The following is an 18,176-nucleotide window of genomic DNA, read 5'->3' as shown; positions in this document are numbered from 1 at the left end:
TGGGCAGTTTCCGCAAGATAGACTTGATGCGAGTGACGCTTCGAGTCGAGCTGAGTTACAGATCCACGCGTGATTTCTCGTGAGATTGTCGCTTTACTGCGATGAAGCTTCTGTGCAATCACGGTCGCGGTGTCACCAGCAGCCCGAAGGGCCTGAATTGTAGCACGGTCGCTAAAACTGAGTTGTTGGTAATGCTTGTGGGTGTTAGTCTGAGAGTGGGTCATGAAGATTCCTGCTTTCTTGTTTAGCTAGCACTAACAAGAATAGGTCTTCATGGCCTTTTTGGTCTAGTCGTCAGGGTGTTGCACTTGAATTGTAAACTGGGGACATTAAATTAAGGATATTTTTCTTTGCCTTTGTTTATGAAAACGGTTACGCTTGAATTGATGACTTACCACGTACTGACGGACCAATTTGTCCGAGGAGGAACGAAAATGACAACTTCAATTGAGTTCGATGGGCTGGGGGCTAAAAACACCCTCACCATCTATGAAGGTGGCGAAACTGGCACCTTTGATAAAAGTATCGCCTTAGTCTCCGCTTATGCTAAACTGCTTTCGTTTTACGATGAGCACTCGCTACTGACCCAAATCAACCAACAAGCGGGAATTGCCCCAGTGCACATTCCGGTGCGACCAATTTTCAACCTGATTGCACGGGCAGTCGCTTGGAGCAAACGCGGCCTAGGTTACAATGCTTTGATTGGGCCGCTGGTGGGGTTGTGGCACATCGGCTTTGATGATGCCAGCGTCCCGAGCAGCGACCGGATCAAAGCACGGCTGGCTTTGACAGATCCGGACAAAGTGATTTTGGATTCAGAAGCCCAAACGGTGTTTCTGAGCGAACCTGGCATGTCCCTGGATCTTGGCGGGATTGCCAAAGGCTTCATCATTGATGAAATGGGTAAGCTCTGGCAGCAGCGCGGGGTCACCGGCGGCCTGATTGACTTGGCGGGTAACCAACTGCTGTTCGGCAACAGTGAGCAAGGCGTGCCGTTGTGGCAGGTACCGATCACGGATCCCCGCGAACCCGGCAATCCGCCGATTGCCACCCTCACCACCAGCCCCAAAGCCGTCGTCACCACCGGAATTTATTTCCGCCACTTTGACCGGCGCGGGCATGTTTATCACCACTTGCTTGATCCAGAAACAGGCAGTCCAGTTGATTCCGATATGGCCAGCATCACCGTCGTCGCAGACTCCGCCGAAAAAGCGGACGTGCTCTCTTCTGTGGGCTTTTACGCCGGCATTCCAGCTGGCTTTGATGTGATTGAGGATGAAGCCGCTGAGGCCATTTTCATCACCAAGGCCACTCAAATCACCCAAACCAGTGGGCTAAGAGAAACTTTGATGCCCACCATGGGCCACTAGCACCGAGTTAAAACTAAGCGCGCTGCGTCAACTTTGCTGGTTGATGTAGCGCGCTTTTTGACTAGCGACCAAACGAGGATTGGGTGAAGGTTTGCAGCACTTGATCATGCGCCTGGACTAACACGGTGGGCAGCAGTTCTTGCAGTGCCGGTGGCAGCCCTGTTGCCGGCGCTGGTGGGCTAAACAAAAGAGCCCCATTGGTGGGGTTAAAATAGGCCACCACCACCTGAGCGGCGCTTTGCCGCACAACGACCAATCCCGCCTCCATGGCGAAGGTCCAAAACGCAGCGGCACCATGCAGCGCCGGCAATTGGCGCCAGTGCGTTGCTTCGGCGTATAAGGCCATGGTGGCGGCGTCTTCATGCCCCCAAGGATAGTACTTGCGATTTTGCGGGTCGCGGCCCCCGGTCAGCCCGGCCTCATCCCCGTAGTAGATGACACGGTTGCCCGGCAGTACCGTCCACAGCAGCACCGCCTGACGCAACTGAGCGGCCTCTGGCAACAACGTTTTGAGCCGTTCTGTATCATGTGTACCTAAGCTGGTGAAATTATAGGCGAACACTGCCGGTGGGTAATTCGCCTGCATTGTCAGCAGGCGCTGGGCCACAGCAGCGGCAGGCATTTGGCCGGCCGCAAATTGCACCATCAGCTCCCGCTGCGGATAATTCATCACCGCTTGGAGCGACCCGCCGAGCAGGTAGGGTTTGCGCTGGCCGTAAGCGACCTTGTTGGAGGCATCTTCCCACACCTCACCAATCAGCACTCGGTCCGGATACTGATCCAGCAACTGGCGAATTTGCGTCACAAAAGCCGTATCGAGCTCGTCCACCACATCCAGCCGCCAGCCGTCCACCCCTAGGCCGGTCCAATAGCCGATGACCGAATCCGGTCCGCCAGCGATAAAGTCGTGGAACGACTGGCTGGTTTTATTGATGGCGGGTAGATCCGCTACCCCCCACCAACTGGCATAATCGTCGGGATAATGCTTAAAGGTGAACCAATCATAGTACGGACTGGTTGGCGATTGCGCTGCGCCGACAGTGGGATAGTGACCCACCGCGTTAAAGTAGCGCGAATCGCGGCCCACATGATTGAACACCCCATCCAAAATCAGTCGCATGCCGCGCTGATGCAGGCCTGCTACTAAGGCCTTGAACGCTGACAGGTCGCCTAACATCGGATCAATGTGGAAATAATCCGCCGTGTCATAGCGATGATTGCTGGCGGCTTCAAAAATCGGGCTTAAATATAGCGCCGTGTAACCCTGCTGCTGCAACCAATCGAGCTTAGCGGTGATGCCGGCCAGATTGCCGCCATAAAAATCCCATCGCACCACTTCGCCAGCGGCATCTTTGACGTAATACGGATCATCAGTGAGCTGACCATACAAAAAACTATTGGCTTTCGGCGCCAGCACCCGACCATCCTGGTTGCCGTTATTGAAGCGGTCGACGAAGATGTGGTAAATTTGCGCATCCTGATACCAGCTGGGCATAGCGTCAAAACTGGCAGCCACGGTCAGCTGATAGGGCTGCACCTGCGAAAGCTCTGCCACAATCTGGGCAGGCCCACCGAGTCCGGCCATGCTGGCACTCAGAAAACGACCATCACCCAAGGCAAAAGCATAAAACCACAAACCCGGCGTCGGCGGCGTCACCGTGAGGGTAAAGCCCCCTACCACCTGCGTCATGGCGATGGTGTCGTAATCCGCGCCATCTTTGGCCAGCAGCAGACTCGCGGTGGTTTGATCCTCGCCATGCAAGGTGAAAGTCACGTCAGTCTTCACCGTGACGGCGGTGCTGGGCTGCCGATCGCGAAAAGAATTGTAATCCATGACCTTCACCTAGCTTTCAATCGGCTGGCTGGGCAGCACCTGCCAGATATCGCGGCCATAGCGTTCAACGGTGAAATCAGCCGAGAATTGGCCACTGGCAGCAATGTTAGCCAGTGCCAGCTTGGCCCAGGCCTTGGGTTCCGCCCACAACTGATCCAGCTTGCGACTGGCAGCCACATAACTGGCGAAATCAGCCAACACAAAATAGCTATCATTATAATCCAGCAATTCAGTGCGAATCATCCGCCCCTCAGATTCTACCCCCGGAATCGAGCCGTCTGTCAGCATATCCACAATACGATGCAGCGTCGGGTCAGCTTCATATTGGGCTGCCGCGCGGTACGATTGGTTTTGCTGCGCGAAGGCCACCTGCTCGCTGGTTAAGCCAAAAGTGGCCATCGCCCGCTCACCAGCCGCTTGCCGGATTTCGATATTGGCGCCATCAAGCGTCGCCAGCGTAATCGCTCCGGTGGCCATCAGCTTCATATTCGACGTGCCTGAAGCTTCGGTGCCGGCCAGGGAGATTTGCTCGGAAATATCCGCTGCTGGCACAATTTGCTCGGCTAAGGTGACGCCGTAATTCGGTAAAAAGGCCACCTGCAAACTTTGATTGACGGCGGGATCATGATTCACCATATCCGCCACGGCGTTCATCAGCTTGATCACGGCTTTAGCATATTGATAACTCGGGGCGGCTTTGGCGCCGAACACATGAACTCGCGGAGGCCGCTTTTCCCCTTTTTTCAGGGCTAAGTATGCTTCTAAAATGCCAAACACATGTAGCAACTGCCGTTTGTACGCGTGCAGGCGCTTGATCTGGACGTCGAACATCGCCTGCGGATTGACTTTGAGGCCTAGCTGGTGCTCAATCACTTGCGCCAATCGCTGCTTATTCGCCAACTTGGCGGCATTCAGGGCCATCAAAAACTCATCGTTATTTTCATACTGGCTAAGCCGGCGCAGCAACATGGGATCGCGCCGCCAAGGTTGGCCGATTTTGCTATCGATCAACTGTGCCAGCGGCTCGTCTGCTAACTGCACCCACCGCCGGGGCGTAATGCCGTTGGTTTGGTTGCTGAAGCGCTCAGGAAAAATCGCGTATAAGTCTTTGAGCACCCGGGTTTTGAGCAGCTCACTATGCAGTTTGGCCACGCCGTTGACGGCATGGCTACCAATGACAGCCAGATAAGCCATCCGCAGCTGGCCATCCCCCAACGGTGCCACTCGATTGACCAGCAAGTCCCCATACTGCTGGCGGTAGCGAGCGCGGAAGCGGCGATCGATTTCACCCGCAATCTGATACAAGCGTGGCAGCAGCCCGGCAAACATCGCCTCTGGCCAAGTTTCCAAGGCCTCAGCCATCAGGGTGTGGTTGGTGTAGCTCAGCGTGGCGACCGTCAGCCGCCACGCCTCGTCCCAATCAAGCTCCTCTTCGTCAAGCAAAATGCGCATCAGCTCCAGCACCGCCATAGCGGGATGGGTGTCGTTGATGTGAATCGCCACGAACTTCGGCAGCAGGTTCAGTTCCTGATGGAATCGCTTGAAGTGCGTCATAATGCTTTGAATGCCTGCCGACACGAAGAAATACTCCTGCCGCAGCCGCAATTCACGCCCGGCGCTGTCAGAGTCATCGGGATATAGAATTTGGGTAATGGCATCCACCCGCGCTTTATCAGCCAAATTATGGGCCCGACCAGGCACGCTTTCCGCTTGCCACAGCCGCATCGTGTTCACCACGCCGGTGCGATAGCCTACCATCGGCGTGTCATAAGGTACCGCCAGCACATCATCAGTATTGTGATAAATGGCCTGCAGGCTGCCATTAGCCCGCGGCCGGAGCTCGACTTGGCCACCATATTTAATGATTACGGCGCGATTTTCTTTGCGCGTTTCCCACATGTTCGGCTCGCGCAACCAGTCATCTGGCAGCTCCACTTGGTAACCATCGACGAAGCGCTGCTGAAACAGACCGTATTGGTAGCGAATCCCATTGCCATTACCTGCCATCCCCACCGAAGCCATGCTATCCAAAAACGCACTCGCCAAGCGGCCCAAGCCGCCATTGCCGAGGCCGGGATCCACTTCCGCCGCATAAATGGCGGCTGGGTCCAACCCGAGCTCGCGCAGCCCAGCCTCCACTGTGTCCTTGATCCCAAGGTTCAGCAGATTGGAGGCCATGAGGCGCCCGGGCATGAATTCAATGGAAAAATAATAAACTTGCTTGGTTTGCTTCGCGTCTGCTTGCGCCTTGGTGGCGGCCCATTGCTTGCCGTAATAGCCTTTGATGGTGACGGCTACTGCTTGATATTGTTGCTGGGTGGACAGATGCGTGAGTTCATCGGCAAACAAACCCAGTGCATTGTCGTGAAGCGTCCGCATAAATGCCTTTGTCGTGAGCAAAAAAATTCCTCCTTACCTCGCCTGAATAGCGACACGCCGCGGTTCAGAACGTGGCGTTTAGCCTAGCAATCGCTCATACCCGCTCAGATATTGCTTGGCAGCTTTGGGCCAGGCGAAATCTGCCGCCATGGCTTGTTGCTGCAACTGCTGATACGCTGCCGGCTCATTACGGTAGACCTGAGCCGCGCGCACCAAGGTGTCAATCAAGACTTGCGGCGTGAAATCATAATACGAAAACCCGGTGCCGGCGCCGGTCGTGGCGTCATACGGGGTCACCGAATCACGCAGGCCGCCGGTTTCATGCACAATAGGCAAGGTGCCGTAACGCATGGCCATCATTTGGGCCAGGCCGCTGGGTTCAAAGGCGCTTGGCATCACGAAGAAATCGGCCCCGGCATAAATTTGCTGGGCTAGGGCCTCATCAAACTTGACCAAGCTAGCCACCTTGCCAGCAAACCGATCGCGCAAGGTATTAAAACCCACTTCCAGCTCGGAATCACCGGTGCCAAGCATCACCACTTGAATGTCCTCGCCTGGTAGCAGCACATTCAGCGCCGTCAGCAACTGATCCATGCCTTTTTGCCGGGTCAGCCGCGACACGATGCCAAATAACGGCACTTTACGTTGTGGCAAGCCCACACTGCGCTGCAAGGCGCGCTTATCCTTGGCCTTACCACTTAAATCACCGGCCGTGTAATGCGCCGGCAAATGTTTATCGGTGGCTGGATCATAAAGCTGGGTATCAATGCCGTTCAAGATTCCAACCAATTTACCTGCCTGCTTACGCAAGGTACCATCGAGATGCTCGCCAAACTGCGGGGTTTGAATTTCCCGGGCATAGCTGGGGCTCACCGTCGATACCAAATCGGCGAAGTTGATGCCGCCTTTAAGGAAATTCACTGCCCCGTTTTGAGCATACCCATCATCGTGAAAGAACTGACGGCCGATCCCAAACACATCAGTGAGTACTGCCGGTGGGAACCAGCCTTGAAATTGCAGATTGTGAATGGTCAGCTGGGTTTTGATGCTTTGATAAGGCGTAATCCAGCTGTATTTGTCCTTCAGCAGCACCGGAATGAACGCGGTGTGCCAGTCATTGAGATGTAAGACGTCAGGAATAAAGTCGATGACCTGTAGCATCTCGATAATCGCCATTTGGAAAAAGCCAAACCGCCCGCCATCATCCCAGTACCCATACAGTCCTTCGCGCCCAAAGAATTCCTCGTTGTCGATGAAATAATACGGCACCGTGCCTAATTGCAGTTGCTTGATGCCCACATACTTCTGCTCGCCCCCAACCATGACGGTAAACTGGGCGACATCTGACACCTGCGCGCGATATTGCGCGGGAAATAATTGACCGTAGTATGGCAACACCACCCGAATATCGACCCCCGCCTGGCGCAAGGTCTTAGGCAGCGCATAAGCGACATCACCGAGCCCGCCGGTTTTATAAAACGGAACGCCTTCCGCTGCTGCAAATAAGACTTTCATTGTTGCTGCCTCCTTACCGCTGCTCAATCAGCAGCGCGCCCATTGCTGGCAGAACCACTTCCACGCTATCAGGTTGATCACCCGCCGGCACCCCGCGCGTGCGCAGCGTCCGCTGCAGCCGCCGCCAGGTACCGCCAAAGTGATAGCTCTCGGTATTCAGCACTACGGTATAGGTCCCACTACGCGGCACCGGCACGATGAAATGTTGACGTTCTTCTGGCATCAGGTTCAGTGCCACCACGAGAAAGTCTTGCCCTTTGCCCCACCGAATGTAGCTCAGGTACTGATTGCTATCCCCAATGGTAATCTGAATACCCGCCGGCGAATGGTCGCGGGCCCACAGACTTGACGTGCGCCGATACAGTTTGTTGAGGGTCGCGGTGAATTGTTGCATCGCCGCGTTCAGCGGATCGGCCAAGTCGCGCCATTCCAGCTGGCTCCAATCCCGCCACTCCAGGAATTGCCCCCACTCGCTACCCATGAAAAGCAACTTTTTGCCGGGAAAAGTCATCTGCCACACCATCATCGTCCGCAAGTTTGCAAACTGGTTGTACCGGTCGCCAGGCATTTTGTGCATCAGCGACTTTTTGCCGTGCACCACCTCATCATGGGAAAACGGCAGAATGAACTGTTCGTTATGCATATACACCCAAGAAAACGTCAGCAGCTCCGGATGCGCCAGCCGCACGCTAGGATCGAGGCTGAAGTAGCGCAGCGTGTCGTTCATCCAGCCCATGTTCCATTTGTAGTTAAAGCCCAGCCCGCCCGCATCAACTGGCGCCGACACTTGCGGAAAGTCAGAGCTCTCCTCGGCAATCATCAACACATCAGGATGGGCGGCAAACACTTCCGTATTGAGCCGCCGCAAAAACGCTATGCCTTCGAGGTTTTCCCGCCCGCCAGTTTGGTTGCGGTCGTGCTCTTTGCCGGCGTCGTAATCCATGTACAACATGTTGGACACCGCGTCCACCCGCAACCCGTCGAGATGATAGACTTGCAGCCAAAACATCGCACTGGAAATCAAAAAACTCTGCACTTGGGTTTTGCCAAGGTCAAAGTTCCAGGTGCCCCACCGCACGTTATCCGCGCGATGCGGGTCTTGATACTCAAAGGTCGGCGTGCCGTCAAACTGAGCCAAGGTATCGGTGTTACGAATGAAGTGTCCTGGCACCCAATCCATAATCACGCCCAGCCCCAACCGGTGCGCCGCATCAACAAACGCTTGAAACTCCGCTGGCGCTCCAAAGCGGCTGGTCGGCGCATAGTAGCCCATTAATTGATAACCCCAGCTGGCATCAAGCAAATGCTCCATCAGCGGCATTAATTCGATGTGGGTGTACCCCATTTTCTTCACATAGGGCAAGACTTCATCGATCGCTTCTAAGTATGTCAGGTAACTGCCGTCGTCATGGCGTTTGAACGAGCCTAAGTGCAGCTCGTAAATATTCAGCGGCTGGTCATAGGCCCGGCTTTGCTGACGATGCGCGAGCCACTTGCGGTCACGCCACTCATAATCCAGTTCCGCCACTAACCGGGCCGCGGTGCCCGGCTTGCGCTCAAACGCAAAGGCAAACGGGTCGATTTTCTCTAGGGTCTCACCGCTGCCAGTCGTGATCTGCACCTTGTAGAGCTGCCCAGCTGCCGCTTCAAAGGTGCCTTGCCACACCCCAGTTTCCTCAACTGCGGTCAGCGGCAACGGTTGCCAAGCTGAAAAATCACCAACAATCGCCAGGGCCTGCGCATGCGGCGCCCATACCACAAACCGCCATTGCCCTGGCGCGACTTGATGCGCCCCAAACCGGTGATACGCCTGCGTATCCTCCCCGCGATTGAACAGATACAGCCACGGCAAAAGCTCCTCCGCCATTGCCATCCCCTCGCTTTCTGTTAGCGTTTCCACCGCGAGTATAGCACGTGTTTGCGTTTTTCCCTCGCGATAAGCCTCGCGCTCGCAGCACACAAAAAGGCCTACCACTTTGGCTGTGATAGGCCTGAACTACCGCGGGGAAGGGCGGTGTGGCGCCGGGACAGGGTGGTCCTGCTGCGGGGGCCGGCTGGAGCCAAACAGCGGTCTCCAGCCTCAACTTTGAGCCGACCATCGCGCTGGCGCGCTCCATGTCGTCTCAAAGTTGCCCCCATTCACCACAGGAGTAGCCTGCAAAGGGCGCAGTCTCCTCGTGTGATGAATGTTTCGCTGCTGGACCACCCCGTCCCTTTGCCTCACCACCCTTCCCCGCTTGATAACAGTATCGAGCAAGTGTTAATGCGTTGCGCGCAGACACCACCAAAAACTGCTTCAGATCAATCACCAAATGACGCGCTAACCCGGTTTCGCGTTCTCGATTAGCCAATGTAAAACGTCCTCTGTGGCCGAACCCCCATGGTAACAGCCACCCCGCTCGTAGCAGCCACCCCGCTCGTAGCAGCAAAACCATAGCGGTCATCTCGCTATCGAGCGGGGGCAGGTGCGGCAGGCAGAGGGGTAAAAGTGGTCCTGCTGTGAAACGAAAAATAAGGTAAGACTGCGCTTTTAGCAGGCTTACCTTATTTTTCGGGGACAATCCGGAGACTCGAAGGCGAGCACAGCGAGTCGAGGCTCCGGATTGAGGGCCGAGACCTTGGCTCGGCCCGGCCCCACTGCAGGGCCACTTTTGGCCCCGGCGCCTGCTGTGCCTGCCCCCGCGGCCCCAGTCAGTTAGTCAAGTTGGGCGCCGTTAGAGGCGATGACTTGTTTGAACCAAGCGTAGGACTTCTTTGGAACGCGCTTGAGATCACGGAGGTCAGTGTTGGTGCGGTTGACATAGACCATGCCGTAGCGCTTGTCCATGTTGCCGCTTGAGCTAGGAATGTCGATCAGGCCCCAGCCGAGGTAGCCGATGACATCCACGCCATCTTGATAAACAGCATCCTTCAGCGCCTGAATGTGGACGCGGTGGTAGTCAATCCGGTAGTCATCCTGAATTTCTTTACCGGTATACGTTTCACGAATGCCAATCCCGTTTTCGATGGGGAACATTGGCAAGTGATACTGGTTGTACACTTTGGTCAAAATATCGCGGAAGCCGAGCGGATCAATGTTCCAGCCCCATTCATTCACGCGCTGGCCTGGCACGGGCTCGCCGCCGTAGTCCAGGTACTGGTTAGGAATGGTGTTGACGGGCACCTTGTCGGAGTTGATTTGGTCACTGCGGTAATAACTGAAGGCAAAAAAGTCGCTCTTCAGCGCGGCGAAGCTGGCCTTGTCTTCCTCAGTGAAGTCCATGTCAATGTCGTGGGTTTTGACGAAATTCATCACTTCCGTGGAGTAATGGCCCGCGGTGAAGACATCAATCAAGTTCTTATTCAAAAATTCATCCAGCTGGCGAGCATACATAATGTCCAGCGGCTTGGAGCTGGCCGGATAAACTTCGCTATAAGCCAACATGCCACCGATTTTGGCCTCGGAATGAGCATGCAGGTAGTTGGCCACGCCGGCGTGGGCGGCCATCACATGGTGGCTGATGGTGTAAAGCGCGTTGGTGCTACGTTCACCATTCAAATCACCGGCAATGCGGTAGGCGTCGGACATGAAGTACAGGTTCTGTTCATTGAAGGTAATCCAGTATGGCACCCGGTCGGCAAATTCGTCGACCATTTTGGCGCCGAAGCGAATGAAGGCTTCAACGACATGCCGACTGGCAAAACCGTTGTACTTTTCAGCCAACGCCAGCGGCATATCGAAGTGATACAGGCAAATCATCGGGGTGATGCCGGCCTTGATCAACTTGTCGATCAGGTCGGAATAGAACTTGATGCCTTCTTCGTTGAACTCGCCATCCCCGGTTGGGCACACGCGACTCCAGGAAATCTGGAACCGATAGCAGTTCATGCCTTGATTAGCCATCAGTGCAATATCTTCGTCATAGCGGTGGTAGTCGTCAACGGCGACATGCCAGTCGGAAGCGTCTTTGGTGGCTGGCCGCACGTCATAAACTGATTTGCCTTTGCCGCCTTCATCCCAGGCGCCTTCGGTTTGCATACTGGAGGTCGAATTCCCCCACAAAAATCCTTTTGGCAATGCTTGACTCATTTGCTGCATCCTCCTATCTTGTATTCGCTACCATTGTGCCATGCCTTTCTCGAAAATAAAAGCCTTTTCTCGAAAAAAGTATATACATATTTTTCTCGTGGATTGTTTTGCCGGTTAAGTACGGTACAATAGAAACGACAAGTCGGCTCAGACCCAAGGAGGGGTTCCGATGTACAAATATCAACAAATTGCCAATCAACTGCGCCAAGCCTTCACCACCGGGGCTTATGCGCCGGGTGCGATGCTACCAGATCAGGAAGCGCTCGCCAAAACCTATCACACCACGCGCATCACCATTCGCAAAGCCTTGCAGCTACTGATTGTGGAAGGCGTGGTTTATTCCAAGCGCGGCTCAGGTACTTTTTTACGCAAAGACTTCAAGCCTGATGACGGCGCGGCTCGCACCACCATTGATGATCCACTCGGCACCACCGCCACGCAGCGCGGCCACCAGGTCACAAGCAAAGTACTGGAATTTGCCGCCCGCATGCCAGCCCCGGATGAACAAGAAGCCCTGCTCATTGGCGCCAGTGACCCGGTGTATGTGATTCGCCGCGTGCGCTATGTCGATGGCAAGATTTTCTCCTATGAGCACACGATCATGCCCACCAAAGTCATCGCGCTGACTGAGGCCATGCTAGAAGGTTCGATTTACCGTCAGCTCCACGAAGCCGGCATCCGCGTCGCCGGCTCCCACCGCCGGGTCTACGCCATTAAAGCGACCACCGATGACGTTGAAGCCCTTGGCGCCACGTTAAACGACCCGGTGCTGGTCATCAAGCAAACGAGCTACACCGACGAAGGTGAGCCTTTCGAATACTCCGAAAGCCACTTCCCGTATGCAACCAGCAGCGTTATCGCCGATGTCGAAATCGACCCCTTAAACCAAGGCTAACAATCTCGCGGTCGCGATTACGGTCGGCCAAGGCGCCGGGGCCAAAAGTGCTGTTGCAGTGGGGCCGGGCCGAGCCAAGGTCTCGGCCCTCAATCCGGAGCCTCCCCTCGCGATGCTCGGCTTCGAGTCTCCGGATTGTCCCCGAAAAATACGGTAAGTCTGCCAAAAGCGCAGTCTTACCGTATTTTTCGTTTCACCGCAACAGCACTTTTACCCCTCTGCCTTGTCCGACCGCAACCGCTGCATAACAAAATTCCTAGTCCGCTAGTAAACTGACCTCAACTAGCTCCCACTCAAGCGAAAAAACTAGGCAATATGTTTAACCATAGTTAGCCGCTATCTAGCCGGGTGCGGTGGTGGTGGGCGGAGCTTGGGGCGTGAGGCTAGCCGTGAAACGATGACGACTAGTCAAACTGCGAATTTTGCAGGTTGACCAGTCGTTATCGCGCCAGTTTTGAAGACGCACCGGAGCGCCAGCGACTGCGGCTTCAAAACTAGGTTGGAGACCGCTCTGTGGCTCCAACCGGCCGCACCGCCAGCCTCGCGCGCCAAGCGGAGCCCACCGCCGCCGCACCCCGCGGCCCGCACCAAAAAATGCCTCGGTTCATCATGAGCCGAGGCATTTTTAATCCGATTAGGCTTTGGTCGCTGCCGCTTGCGGAATGTCAGCGGCAGAGAGAATGGTTTGGTTCTTGCCGATGACGAGCGGCTGGTCAGGCGTGCCGGCCAGGGTTAGGTTCGGCCCAATGACGACGCCTTTGTCCAAAATCACATTGCTCAGCTTGGAACCGTTGGCGATTTTGCCGCCTTGCATGATCACACTGTTGTCCACGGTCGCGCCTTGGTGCACCACCACACTGCGGAAAATGACGCTGTGATTGATCTGGCCTTCGATGTACGACCCCGTACCGAGCAAACTGTTTTCGACTTTGGCGGTGCGCGCAAAGAAGGTTGGCACCTCGTTTTTGCTCTTGGTCAGCACTGGCACCGCCGAGAACAACAACGCCTGGTAATTGGCTTCGTCCAGCATCCCCAGCGAGTAATCGAAATACCGCTGCAGCGAGGTGATGCGGGCCAAATACCCGGTGTACTCAAAGGCGTTGGCGTTGTTGGCGACCACGTAATCTCGCAGCAGCGCCGGCAGCGGCCGGAAGGTATCATTTTCCGCGGCGGCATCCAAAATATCAATCAAATCCGGCGTCGCCAGCAAATAGGTATCCATAAAACTCGGCACCTTGCCATCGGCGTCCGCCGGTTCACGCCGGGCCTCAGTCGGCACCACCGCGCTGGCCGTGCCTTGCTCCGATAAGGTCAGCGTCCAATCGCTTGGCGCCATTTCCGCTTCGGCCAGTTTCTTATACACGACGGTCACTGGCGCATCGCCGGCTTGGTGATAAGCCAGCACCGCGGCCAAATCGACCGACGCCACATTGCGACTGCCAATGATCACCGTGTAAGGCGCCCCGCTGCGCCGCAAGAAGGTCGTGTAGTCGTCAAAATAGCGATGCCGCAACTGCGAGTCGGAATAATCCCGCGTGGCCATGTACGGGAACATGAACACGCCGCCTTGAATCAAATCCAAATTCCAGGATGAACCGTCCCGGACATGATCTTGCACTGAGCGGGCGGAACGCGGCATAAAAAGCGCGACACTGTGGACGCCGGCATGCGCCACCGCACTCAGCGGAAAATCCAACAACCGATAGCGGCCAGCAAACGGTAAGGTGCCCACTGGGCGGTAGGTGGTCAACGGGCGCAAGGCATCATCTTCCTCATTCAAGTCAATGATGGCTGCCATTTCTCCTTGAGTCATGCTTTCTCCTTTCTGCCGACGACTTCGCCATAGCCAACCACGGCAATGTTTTCGGCGTCACCCAGCACATCACCGTTATCGCCCACCACGGCATTTTCGCCGATGATGGCATGGTCGATGTGCACATTTTTGCCAATGACAGCATTAGGCATAATCATCGAGTCCACGATTTGAGCGCCTTCACCGACTTTGACGTTTTGGCTCAACACGCTGTGGGTCACGGTACCGGCGATGTAGGAGCCATCTGTCACCATCGACTGCGTGACATGCGCCGCCTTGGTCAAAAACATCGGTGGCAGCGCCTCTGCTTGAGAGAAAATCCGCCAGTTGCGGTCGGCAATGTGCAGGCTATTATTCGGCGACAGAAATTCCATGTTGGCTTGCCACAGCGACGCAATCGTACCGACGTCTTTCCAATAACCATGGAAGGCATAGGCGTATGTCGGTTCGTTATGCGCCAGGTAAGCCGGAATCACATCATGGCCAAAGTCTTCCAAGGTGCCATCAGTGGCGTAGCTTTCCGATAAGTAGCGGCGCAAAGTGGGCCAATCGAAAATATAAATGCCCATCGAGGCCAGATTCGACTTCGGTGCCTCGGGTTTTTCCTCAAAGGCGATGATGCGGTCAGTGTCGTCGGTGTTCATGATGCCAAACCGCGGGGCCTCGGCCATAGGCACTGGCATTACCGCCACGGTCAAGGCGGCATGTTTGGCCTTGTGGGCGCGCAGCATTTTGGCGTAATCCATTTTGTAGATATGATCACCAGACAACACTAATAGGTACTGCGGATCATAAGCATCGATGTAAGCAATGTTTTGATAAATCGCATGGGCGGTTCCTTCAAAAAACTTCGCCCCTTCGCTGGAAGCGTAGGGTTGCAAAATGGTGACACCGGCGCCGGTTTCGTTCAAACCCCAGGCGCCGCCATTTTGAATGTGGCGATTGAGTTCCAGCGGCTCGTACTGGGTGATGACCCCCACGGTATTAATGCCGGAATTGCTCAAGTTGCTCAACGTAAAATCAATAATGCGATAACGCCCGCCGAAAGGTACCGAGGGCTTGGCCGTCGTTTTGGTTAGCTTACCTAAGCGCGTTCCCTGCCCCCCGGCAAGAATCATCCCCAACATTTCCGTGCTCATTTTGCTCCTCCTCGGCCGCAGTAGCGGCTCCCTCCTAACTTGCCCGTCAATAAAGCGCTGTCAATTTTCTTTGTCAAGCCACCACCCCGTTTTCTCACCGAGAGCGTAGCACGGAATAAGGCAAAAACCTATCAATAAGCCTTGGCGCACAACAAAAAAGTCGTCCCGAAAATGGACGACTGCAACAGGTTTAATTAAGCGAGCCACCATGCACCTCAGTGGCTTCCACCGCCAAGATAAAGGCGGCGGCATCGAGTTGGTGGATCTGATCGATCAACGCGCGGAAGTTGGTTTGCTCCACCACCACCATCAGCATTTCCTGCGGCTGGCCGGAAAAACCGCCCAGCACTTGATGAATGGTCAGACCGTAATCGCCAGTCGCGGTCAGCGCCTGCTTCAGGGCGGGCAACTGGCTGCTCATGACATACACGGCCTTTTTGCGATCCAGCCCGGTTTCGACGTAATTCATCACGAGACTGCTAAGGCCCACAGCGAACACCGCTAGGATAAAGGCTTCCAGCCCGGCCACTGGAATGTTGAGCAAGCAAATCACAAAATCAATGGCGAACAGCCCAACTGCCGGTTTGACGTTGAAATATTTTTTGAAAATCAGTGGCGGCACCGTGGTCCCGCCGCTGGAAGCATCGATGCGGTAATTCAGCGCCACCCCGACGGCAAAAATCACACTTCCGACCATCACCGCTAGCAGCCGATCTTCAACAATCATGCGCTGCGGCGTCAGGGCGAGGAGCACCGGCAGCAAGATACTGCCGGCCAGAATGCGGCGAAACGTCCCGCGGCCCAGCAGCCACCAGGCCAGCGCCAGCATCACCGCGTTGACCGCTAAAGTCGTTGCACTGAGCGGGATGCCTAATAGCTCTTGCACAATGATGGCCAAGCCAGTCGCGCCCCCAGCGGCCACGCCATGCGGGGCATAAAACAAATTGATGCTGACGGCGATCAGTTCCAGTGCTACCAGCATGATCAGGCCGCGCTTAAGGGTTGGGTTAAGTTTGGGCATGGCGTTCCTCCTTTGGTCAGGTCGTTAACTGTTAGCTTATATAACTACTCTACCAAAGATTATCATTGACCGCTAGTTAGCCGCTGCAGGCGCGCTTTGAGCAGGCAGATTTGGACTTGCAACTGATGGCCAATATCGGTTTCCGCCACGGTTCGCCGCCGGGCCTCGGTTTCCACCACCCGCCTGGTCGATACAATGTCGGTCAGATGCGCAATCGCATCTTGGCGCGACACAAATGGCTGATGGGCCACTAGCTGCATCCCATAGGAATTGTCCAGCAAGGTGTAGCCGCCAATGCCGGTGGTTTTCTGGTAGGGCCGTGAAAAACCGCCATCGATCACCAGCATCTGACGATTGGCCATAATCGGCGAATTGCCTTTTTTCACTGGGGTGTGGCCGTTAATGACATGCCCGCGCTCGCCATCCAGCCCAAACGCCGTTAGCAATTTTTGGACAAATGCCTGCTCATGCCGCAATCGATAGTAAGGATTGGGTTGTTCATCATGCGCCGCTTTATCTTCGATGAAATAGCGTTCAAAGGTGGTCATTTTTTGTTTACCAAACAGCGGTGAATACGGGCCGGTCCATAAATACCACAGCAAGTCATTGGCCAAACTACCAGGTTCCGGATTTTGGTAGGCCTTGACCAGGTTAGTGCCGAGCAGATCAAACAACGCCGCCCCCCGATAGGTCTTGCCGGCTAGCGTTAACCCGACAAACTCACCGGCCTCATCGACTGGCACACAGCCGTGAATCAGCAAGTTGCCATTGGTTTTGCGGTACATGCTGCCATTTTCGACCAAGAAGTCCATGTGCCGATGCAATTTTTCGGAATGAATGAAGGCCTGTACTAGTTGATCAATGACCGACTGTTCCATTGCGGTCAGCCGGTAAGGATCCGCCGGGTCGACCAGGTCAAAGCAGCCATTAGTGAGCGAATAGGTCTGGCCGTCAATCGTAATGGTCTGGCGGTCCGGGCTAAGCTTGTCCAGGAGCAAACGGCCTGCCATGCCAAATTCTGGGCGCCGCTTGATCACTGGGCCTTCCAGTTTCAGTTGAATGATCAAAATGGCCTGGTGAATTTGGGTAATGGCGCGCCGCTCGCCAGCGCTGAGGGTGGTGTCAGCGGAGACTTTCGGTTGAAACGCCGGATTATCCCCATCATAGCGCTCCCCTAGCTGGGCGAGGTGGCGCAGGTTGATACCATAAGTGTCTTCCAAAATATCCAAGTTGGCATAGCGGGCGCAAATCCGCACCAAGTTGGCGATATTCAGCGCCGAACCCGCGGCCCCACCAAGCCATAAAATATCATGATTGCCCCACTGGAAATCGACATGCCCGCGGCGCATCAACGCCTCGACCACCCGGTGCGGCGCCGGCCCCCGATCGTAAATATCACCGATAATGTGAATTTGATCCACCGTTAGTTGCTGGATGGTGTGCGCGGTGGCCTCAATCCAAGCTGTCACCTGGCCCAGGCCAATCAGATTTTGAATGATGGCCCAGTAATAGGCGCGCTTATCCGCCGCTTGCGGGTCGTTGAACAAAAGCTCCTCGGTAATATACACGAACTCTGGCGCCAAGGCTTTGCGCACCTTCGAGCGGGTGTACTTCGTTGCGGTGTACGCCAGCAGTTGCGCCAAACGCAGCGCCTGGTCGCGGTACCACTGCTCCAGCTCAGCCGGTGCCAGCGCAGCCTGGGCGCGCGCCACCATTTCGCTGGGGTAATAGACCAAAAAGGCAAACTGCTGGCGGGTTTGCTCGGTCATTTGGCCGCCAAAGCACTCACTGATTTTGGTTTTGACATTGCCACTGCCATTGCGCAAGACATGGGAAAACGCATCGTACTCCCCGTGAATGTCGCTCATGAACGCTTCGGTTGGCTTCGGCAAATTCAAAATGGCACTTAAGTTGATCAACTCGGTGGTGATAGCTGGCACCGTCTGGAACGGCGCCGTGGGATCTTGGCTCATGTGCTGCCTCCTCTGTCTTCTCGACTATGCGTTTGACTGTAGCACAGAAACGGCCGTAATTAAAACGTTGTCATTCGGCTTGAGCACTTCTTAATCGTTGTATTACTTTTTTGAATTATCTGTTGTAATCGGTTTCAATTCGTGATACATTGTGAACGTGATAGTTGT

12 protein-coding genes are annotated in these 18,176 nt (G+C 55.2%); 2 read left to right on the top strand and 10 right to left on the bottom strand.

Annotation, left to right across the window (positions count from 1 at the left end; genetic code table 11):
- Positions 1-224: helix-turn-helix domain-containing protein (locus JUF11_RS01380; RefSeq protein WP_204117989.1), on the bottom strand; the 224-nt coding region annotated here is incomplete at its 3' end.
- Positions 225-434: 210 nt separating this feature from the next.
- Between JUF11_RS01380 and JUF11_RS01375 the strand changes: the two genes are divergently transcribed.
- Positions 435-1,370, top strand: coding sequence for an FAD:protein FMN transferase (locus JUF11_RS01375; RefSeq protein WP_204117988.1), 936 nt, complete (start codon positions 435-437; stop codon positions 1,368-1,370).
- A gap of 61 nt (positions 1,371-1,431) precedes the next feature.
- Here the strand turns inward: JUF11_RS01375 and JUF11_RS01370 are convergent, their stop codons facing one another.
- The 5 genes from JUF11_RS01370 to JUF11_RS01350 all read right to left on the bottom strand — a co-directional run bounded on the left by JUF11_RS01370 (position 1,432) and on the right by JUF11_RS01350 (position 11,167).
- The gene (locus tag JUF11_RS01370; protein ID WP_204117987.1) at positions 1,432-3,204 is read right to left on the bottom strand and encodes a glycoside hydrolase family 13 protein; all 1,773 of its coding nucleotides are present in this window, start codon (positions 3,202-3,204) and stop codon (positions 1,432-1,434) included.
- A 9-nt stretch (positions 3,205-3,213) separates the two neighbouring features.
- Complete coding sequence (locus JUF11_RS01365) at positions 3,214-5,583, bottom strand: glycogen/starch/alpha-glucan phosphorylase (protein ID WP_204118001.1); 2,370 nt, start codon at positions 5,581-5,583, stop codon at positions 3,214-3,216.
- 78 nt (positions 5,584-5,661) lie between these two features.
- Positions 5,662-7,098: a glycogen synthase GlgA gene (gene glgA / locus JUF11_RS01360; RefSeq protein ID WP_204117986.1), complete on the bottom strand. Its 1,437-nt coding sequence runs from the start codon at positions 7,096-7,098 to the stop codon at positions 5,662-5,664.
- Between the two features lie 13 nt (positions 7,099-7,111).
- The gene (gene glgB, locus JUF11_RS01355) at positions 7,112-8,965 is read right to left on the bottom strand and encodes a 1,4-alpha-glucan branching protein GlgB (RefSeq protein ID WP_204118000.1); all 1,854 of its coding nucleotides are present in this window, start codon (positions 8,963-8,965) and stop codon (positions 7,112-7,114) included.
- Between the two features lie 828 nt (positions 8,966-9,793).
- Positions 9,794-11,167, bottom strand: a complete 1,374-nt coding sequence (locus JUF11_RS01350; protein WP_204117985.1) for a glycoside hydrolase family 1 protein — start codon at positions 11,165-11,167, stop codon at positions 9,794-9,796.
- 169 nt (positions 11,168-11,336) lie between these two features.
- Here JUF11_RS01350 and JUF11_RS01345 point away from each other — a divergent pair, with 169 nt between their 5' ends.
- Complete coding sequence (locus JUF11_RS01345) at positions 11,337-12,062, top strand: GntR family transcriptional regulator (RefSeq protein WP_204117984.1); 726 nt, start codon at positions 11,337-11,339, stop codon at positions 12,060-12,062.
- A 634-nt stretch (positions 12,063-12,696) separates the two neighbouring features.
- Here JUF11_RS01345 and glgD read toward each other — a convergent pair.
- The 4 genes from glgD to JUF11_RS01325 form a co-directional block, all read right to left on the bottom strand.
- Entirely contained in the window at positions 12,697-13,875 is a 1,179-nt protein-coding gene (gene glgD / locus JUF11_RS01340; RefSeq protein ID WP_204117983.1) for a glucose-1-phosphate adenylyltransferase subunit GlgD, read from the bottom strand.
- A complete protein-coding gene (locus JUF11_RS01335) occupies positions 13,872-15,014 on the bottom strand; it encodes a glucose-1-phosphate adenylyltransferase (protein ID WP_125580068.1) in 1,143 nt (380 codons plus the stop codon). The genes glgD and JUF11_RS01335 overlap by 4 nt, the downstream gene beginning before the upstream one ends.
- A 190-nt stretch (positions 15,015-15,204) precedes the next feature.
- Entirely contained in the window at positions 15,205-16,035 is an 831-nt protein-coding gene (locus JUF11_RS01330) for a YitT family protein (protein WP_204117982.1), read from the bottom strand.
- A gap of 62 nt (positions 16,036-16,097) precedes the next feature.
- A complete protein-coding gene (locus JUF11_RS01325) occupies positions 16,098-18,008 on the bottom strand; it encodes a fructose-1,6-bisphosphatase (protein WP_204117981.1) in 1,911 nt (636 codons plus the stop codon).
- Positions 18,009-18,176 lie beyond the last annotated feature (168 nt).

Source organism: Lacticaseibacillus suilingensis, from assembly GCF_016861845.1.
Taxonomy (GTDB): Bacteria; Bacillota; Bacilli; order Lactobacillales; family Lactobacillaceae; genus Lacticaseibacillus; species Lacticaseibacillus suilingensis.
Note: the sequence above shows the minus strand (reverse complement) of the source record. Positions and strands in the feature narration are given on the sequence as shown.

Coding starts and splice junctions, on each gene's coding strand:
- JUF11_RS01345 (WP_204117984.1), top strand. CDS start 11,337: ATGTACAAATATCAACAAATTGCCAATCAACTGCGCCAAGCCTTCACC.
- JUF11_RS01325 (WP_204117981.1), bottom strand. CDS start 18,008: ATGAGCCAAGATCCCACGGCGCCGTTCCAGACGGTGCCAGCTATCACC.
- JUF11_RS01350 (WP_204117985.1), bottom strand. CDS start 11,167: ATGAGTCAAGCATTGCCAAAAGGATTTTTGTGGGGGAATTCGACCTCC.
- glgD (WP_204117983.1), bottom strand. CDS start 13,875: ATGACTCAAGGAGAAATGGCAGCCATCATTGACTTGAATGAGGAAGAT.
- glgA (WP_204117986.1), bottom strand. CDS start 7,098: ATGAAAGTCTTATTTGCAGCAGCGGAAGGCGTTCCGTTTTATAAAACC.
- JUF11_RS01365 (WP_204118001.1), bottom strand. CDS start 5,583: ATGCGGACGCTTCACGACAATGCACTGGGTTTGTTTGCCGATGAACTC.
- JUF11_RS01375 (WP_204117988.1), top strand. CDS start 435: ATGACAACTTCAATTGAGTTCGATGGGCTGGGGGCTAAAAACACCCTC.
- JUF11_RS01330 (WP_204117982.1), bottom strand. CDS start 16,035: ATGCCCAAACTTAACCCAACCCTTAAGCGCGGCCTGATCATGCTGGTA.
- JUF11_RS01335 (WP_125580068.1), bottom strand. CDS start 15,014: ATGAGCACGGAAATGTTGGGGATGATTCTTGCCGGGGGGCAGGGAACG.
- JUF11_RS01370 (WP_204117987.1), bottom strand. CDS start 3,204: ATGGATTACAATTCTTTTCGCGATCGGCAGCCCAGCACCGCCGTCACG.
- glgB (WP_204118000.1), bottom strand. CDS start 8,965: ATGGCGGAGGAGCTTTTGCCGTGGCTGTATCTGTTCAATCGCGGGGAG.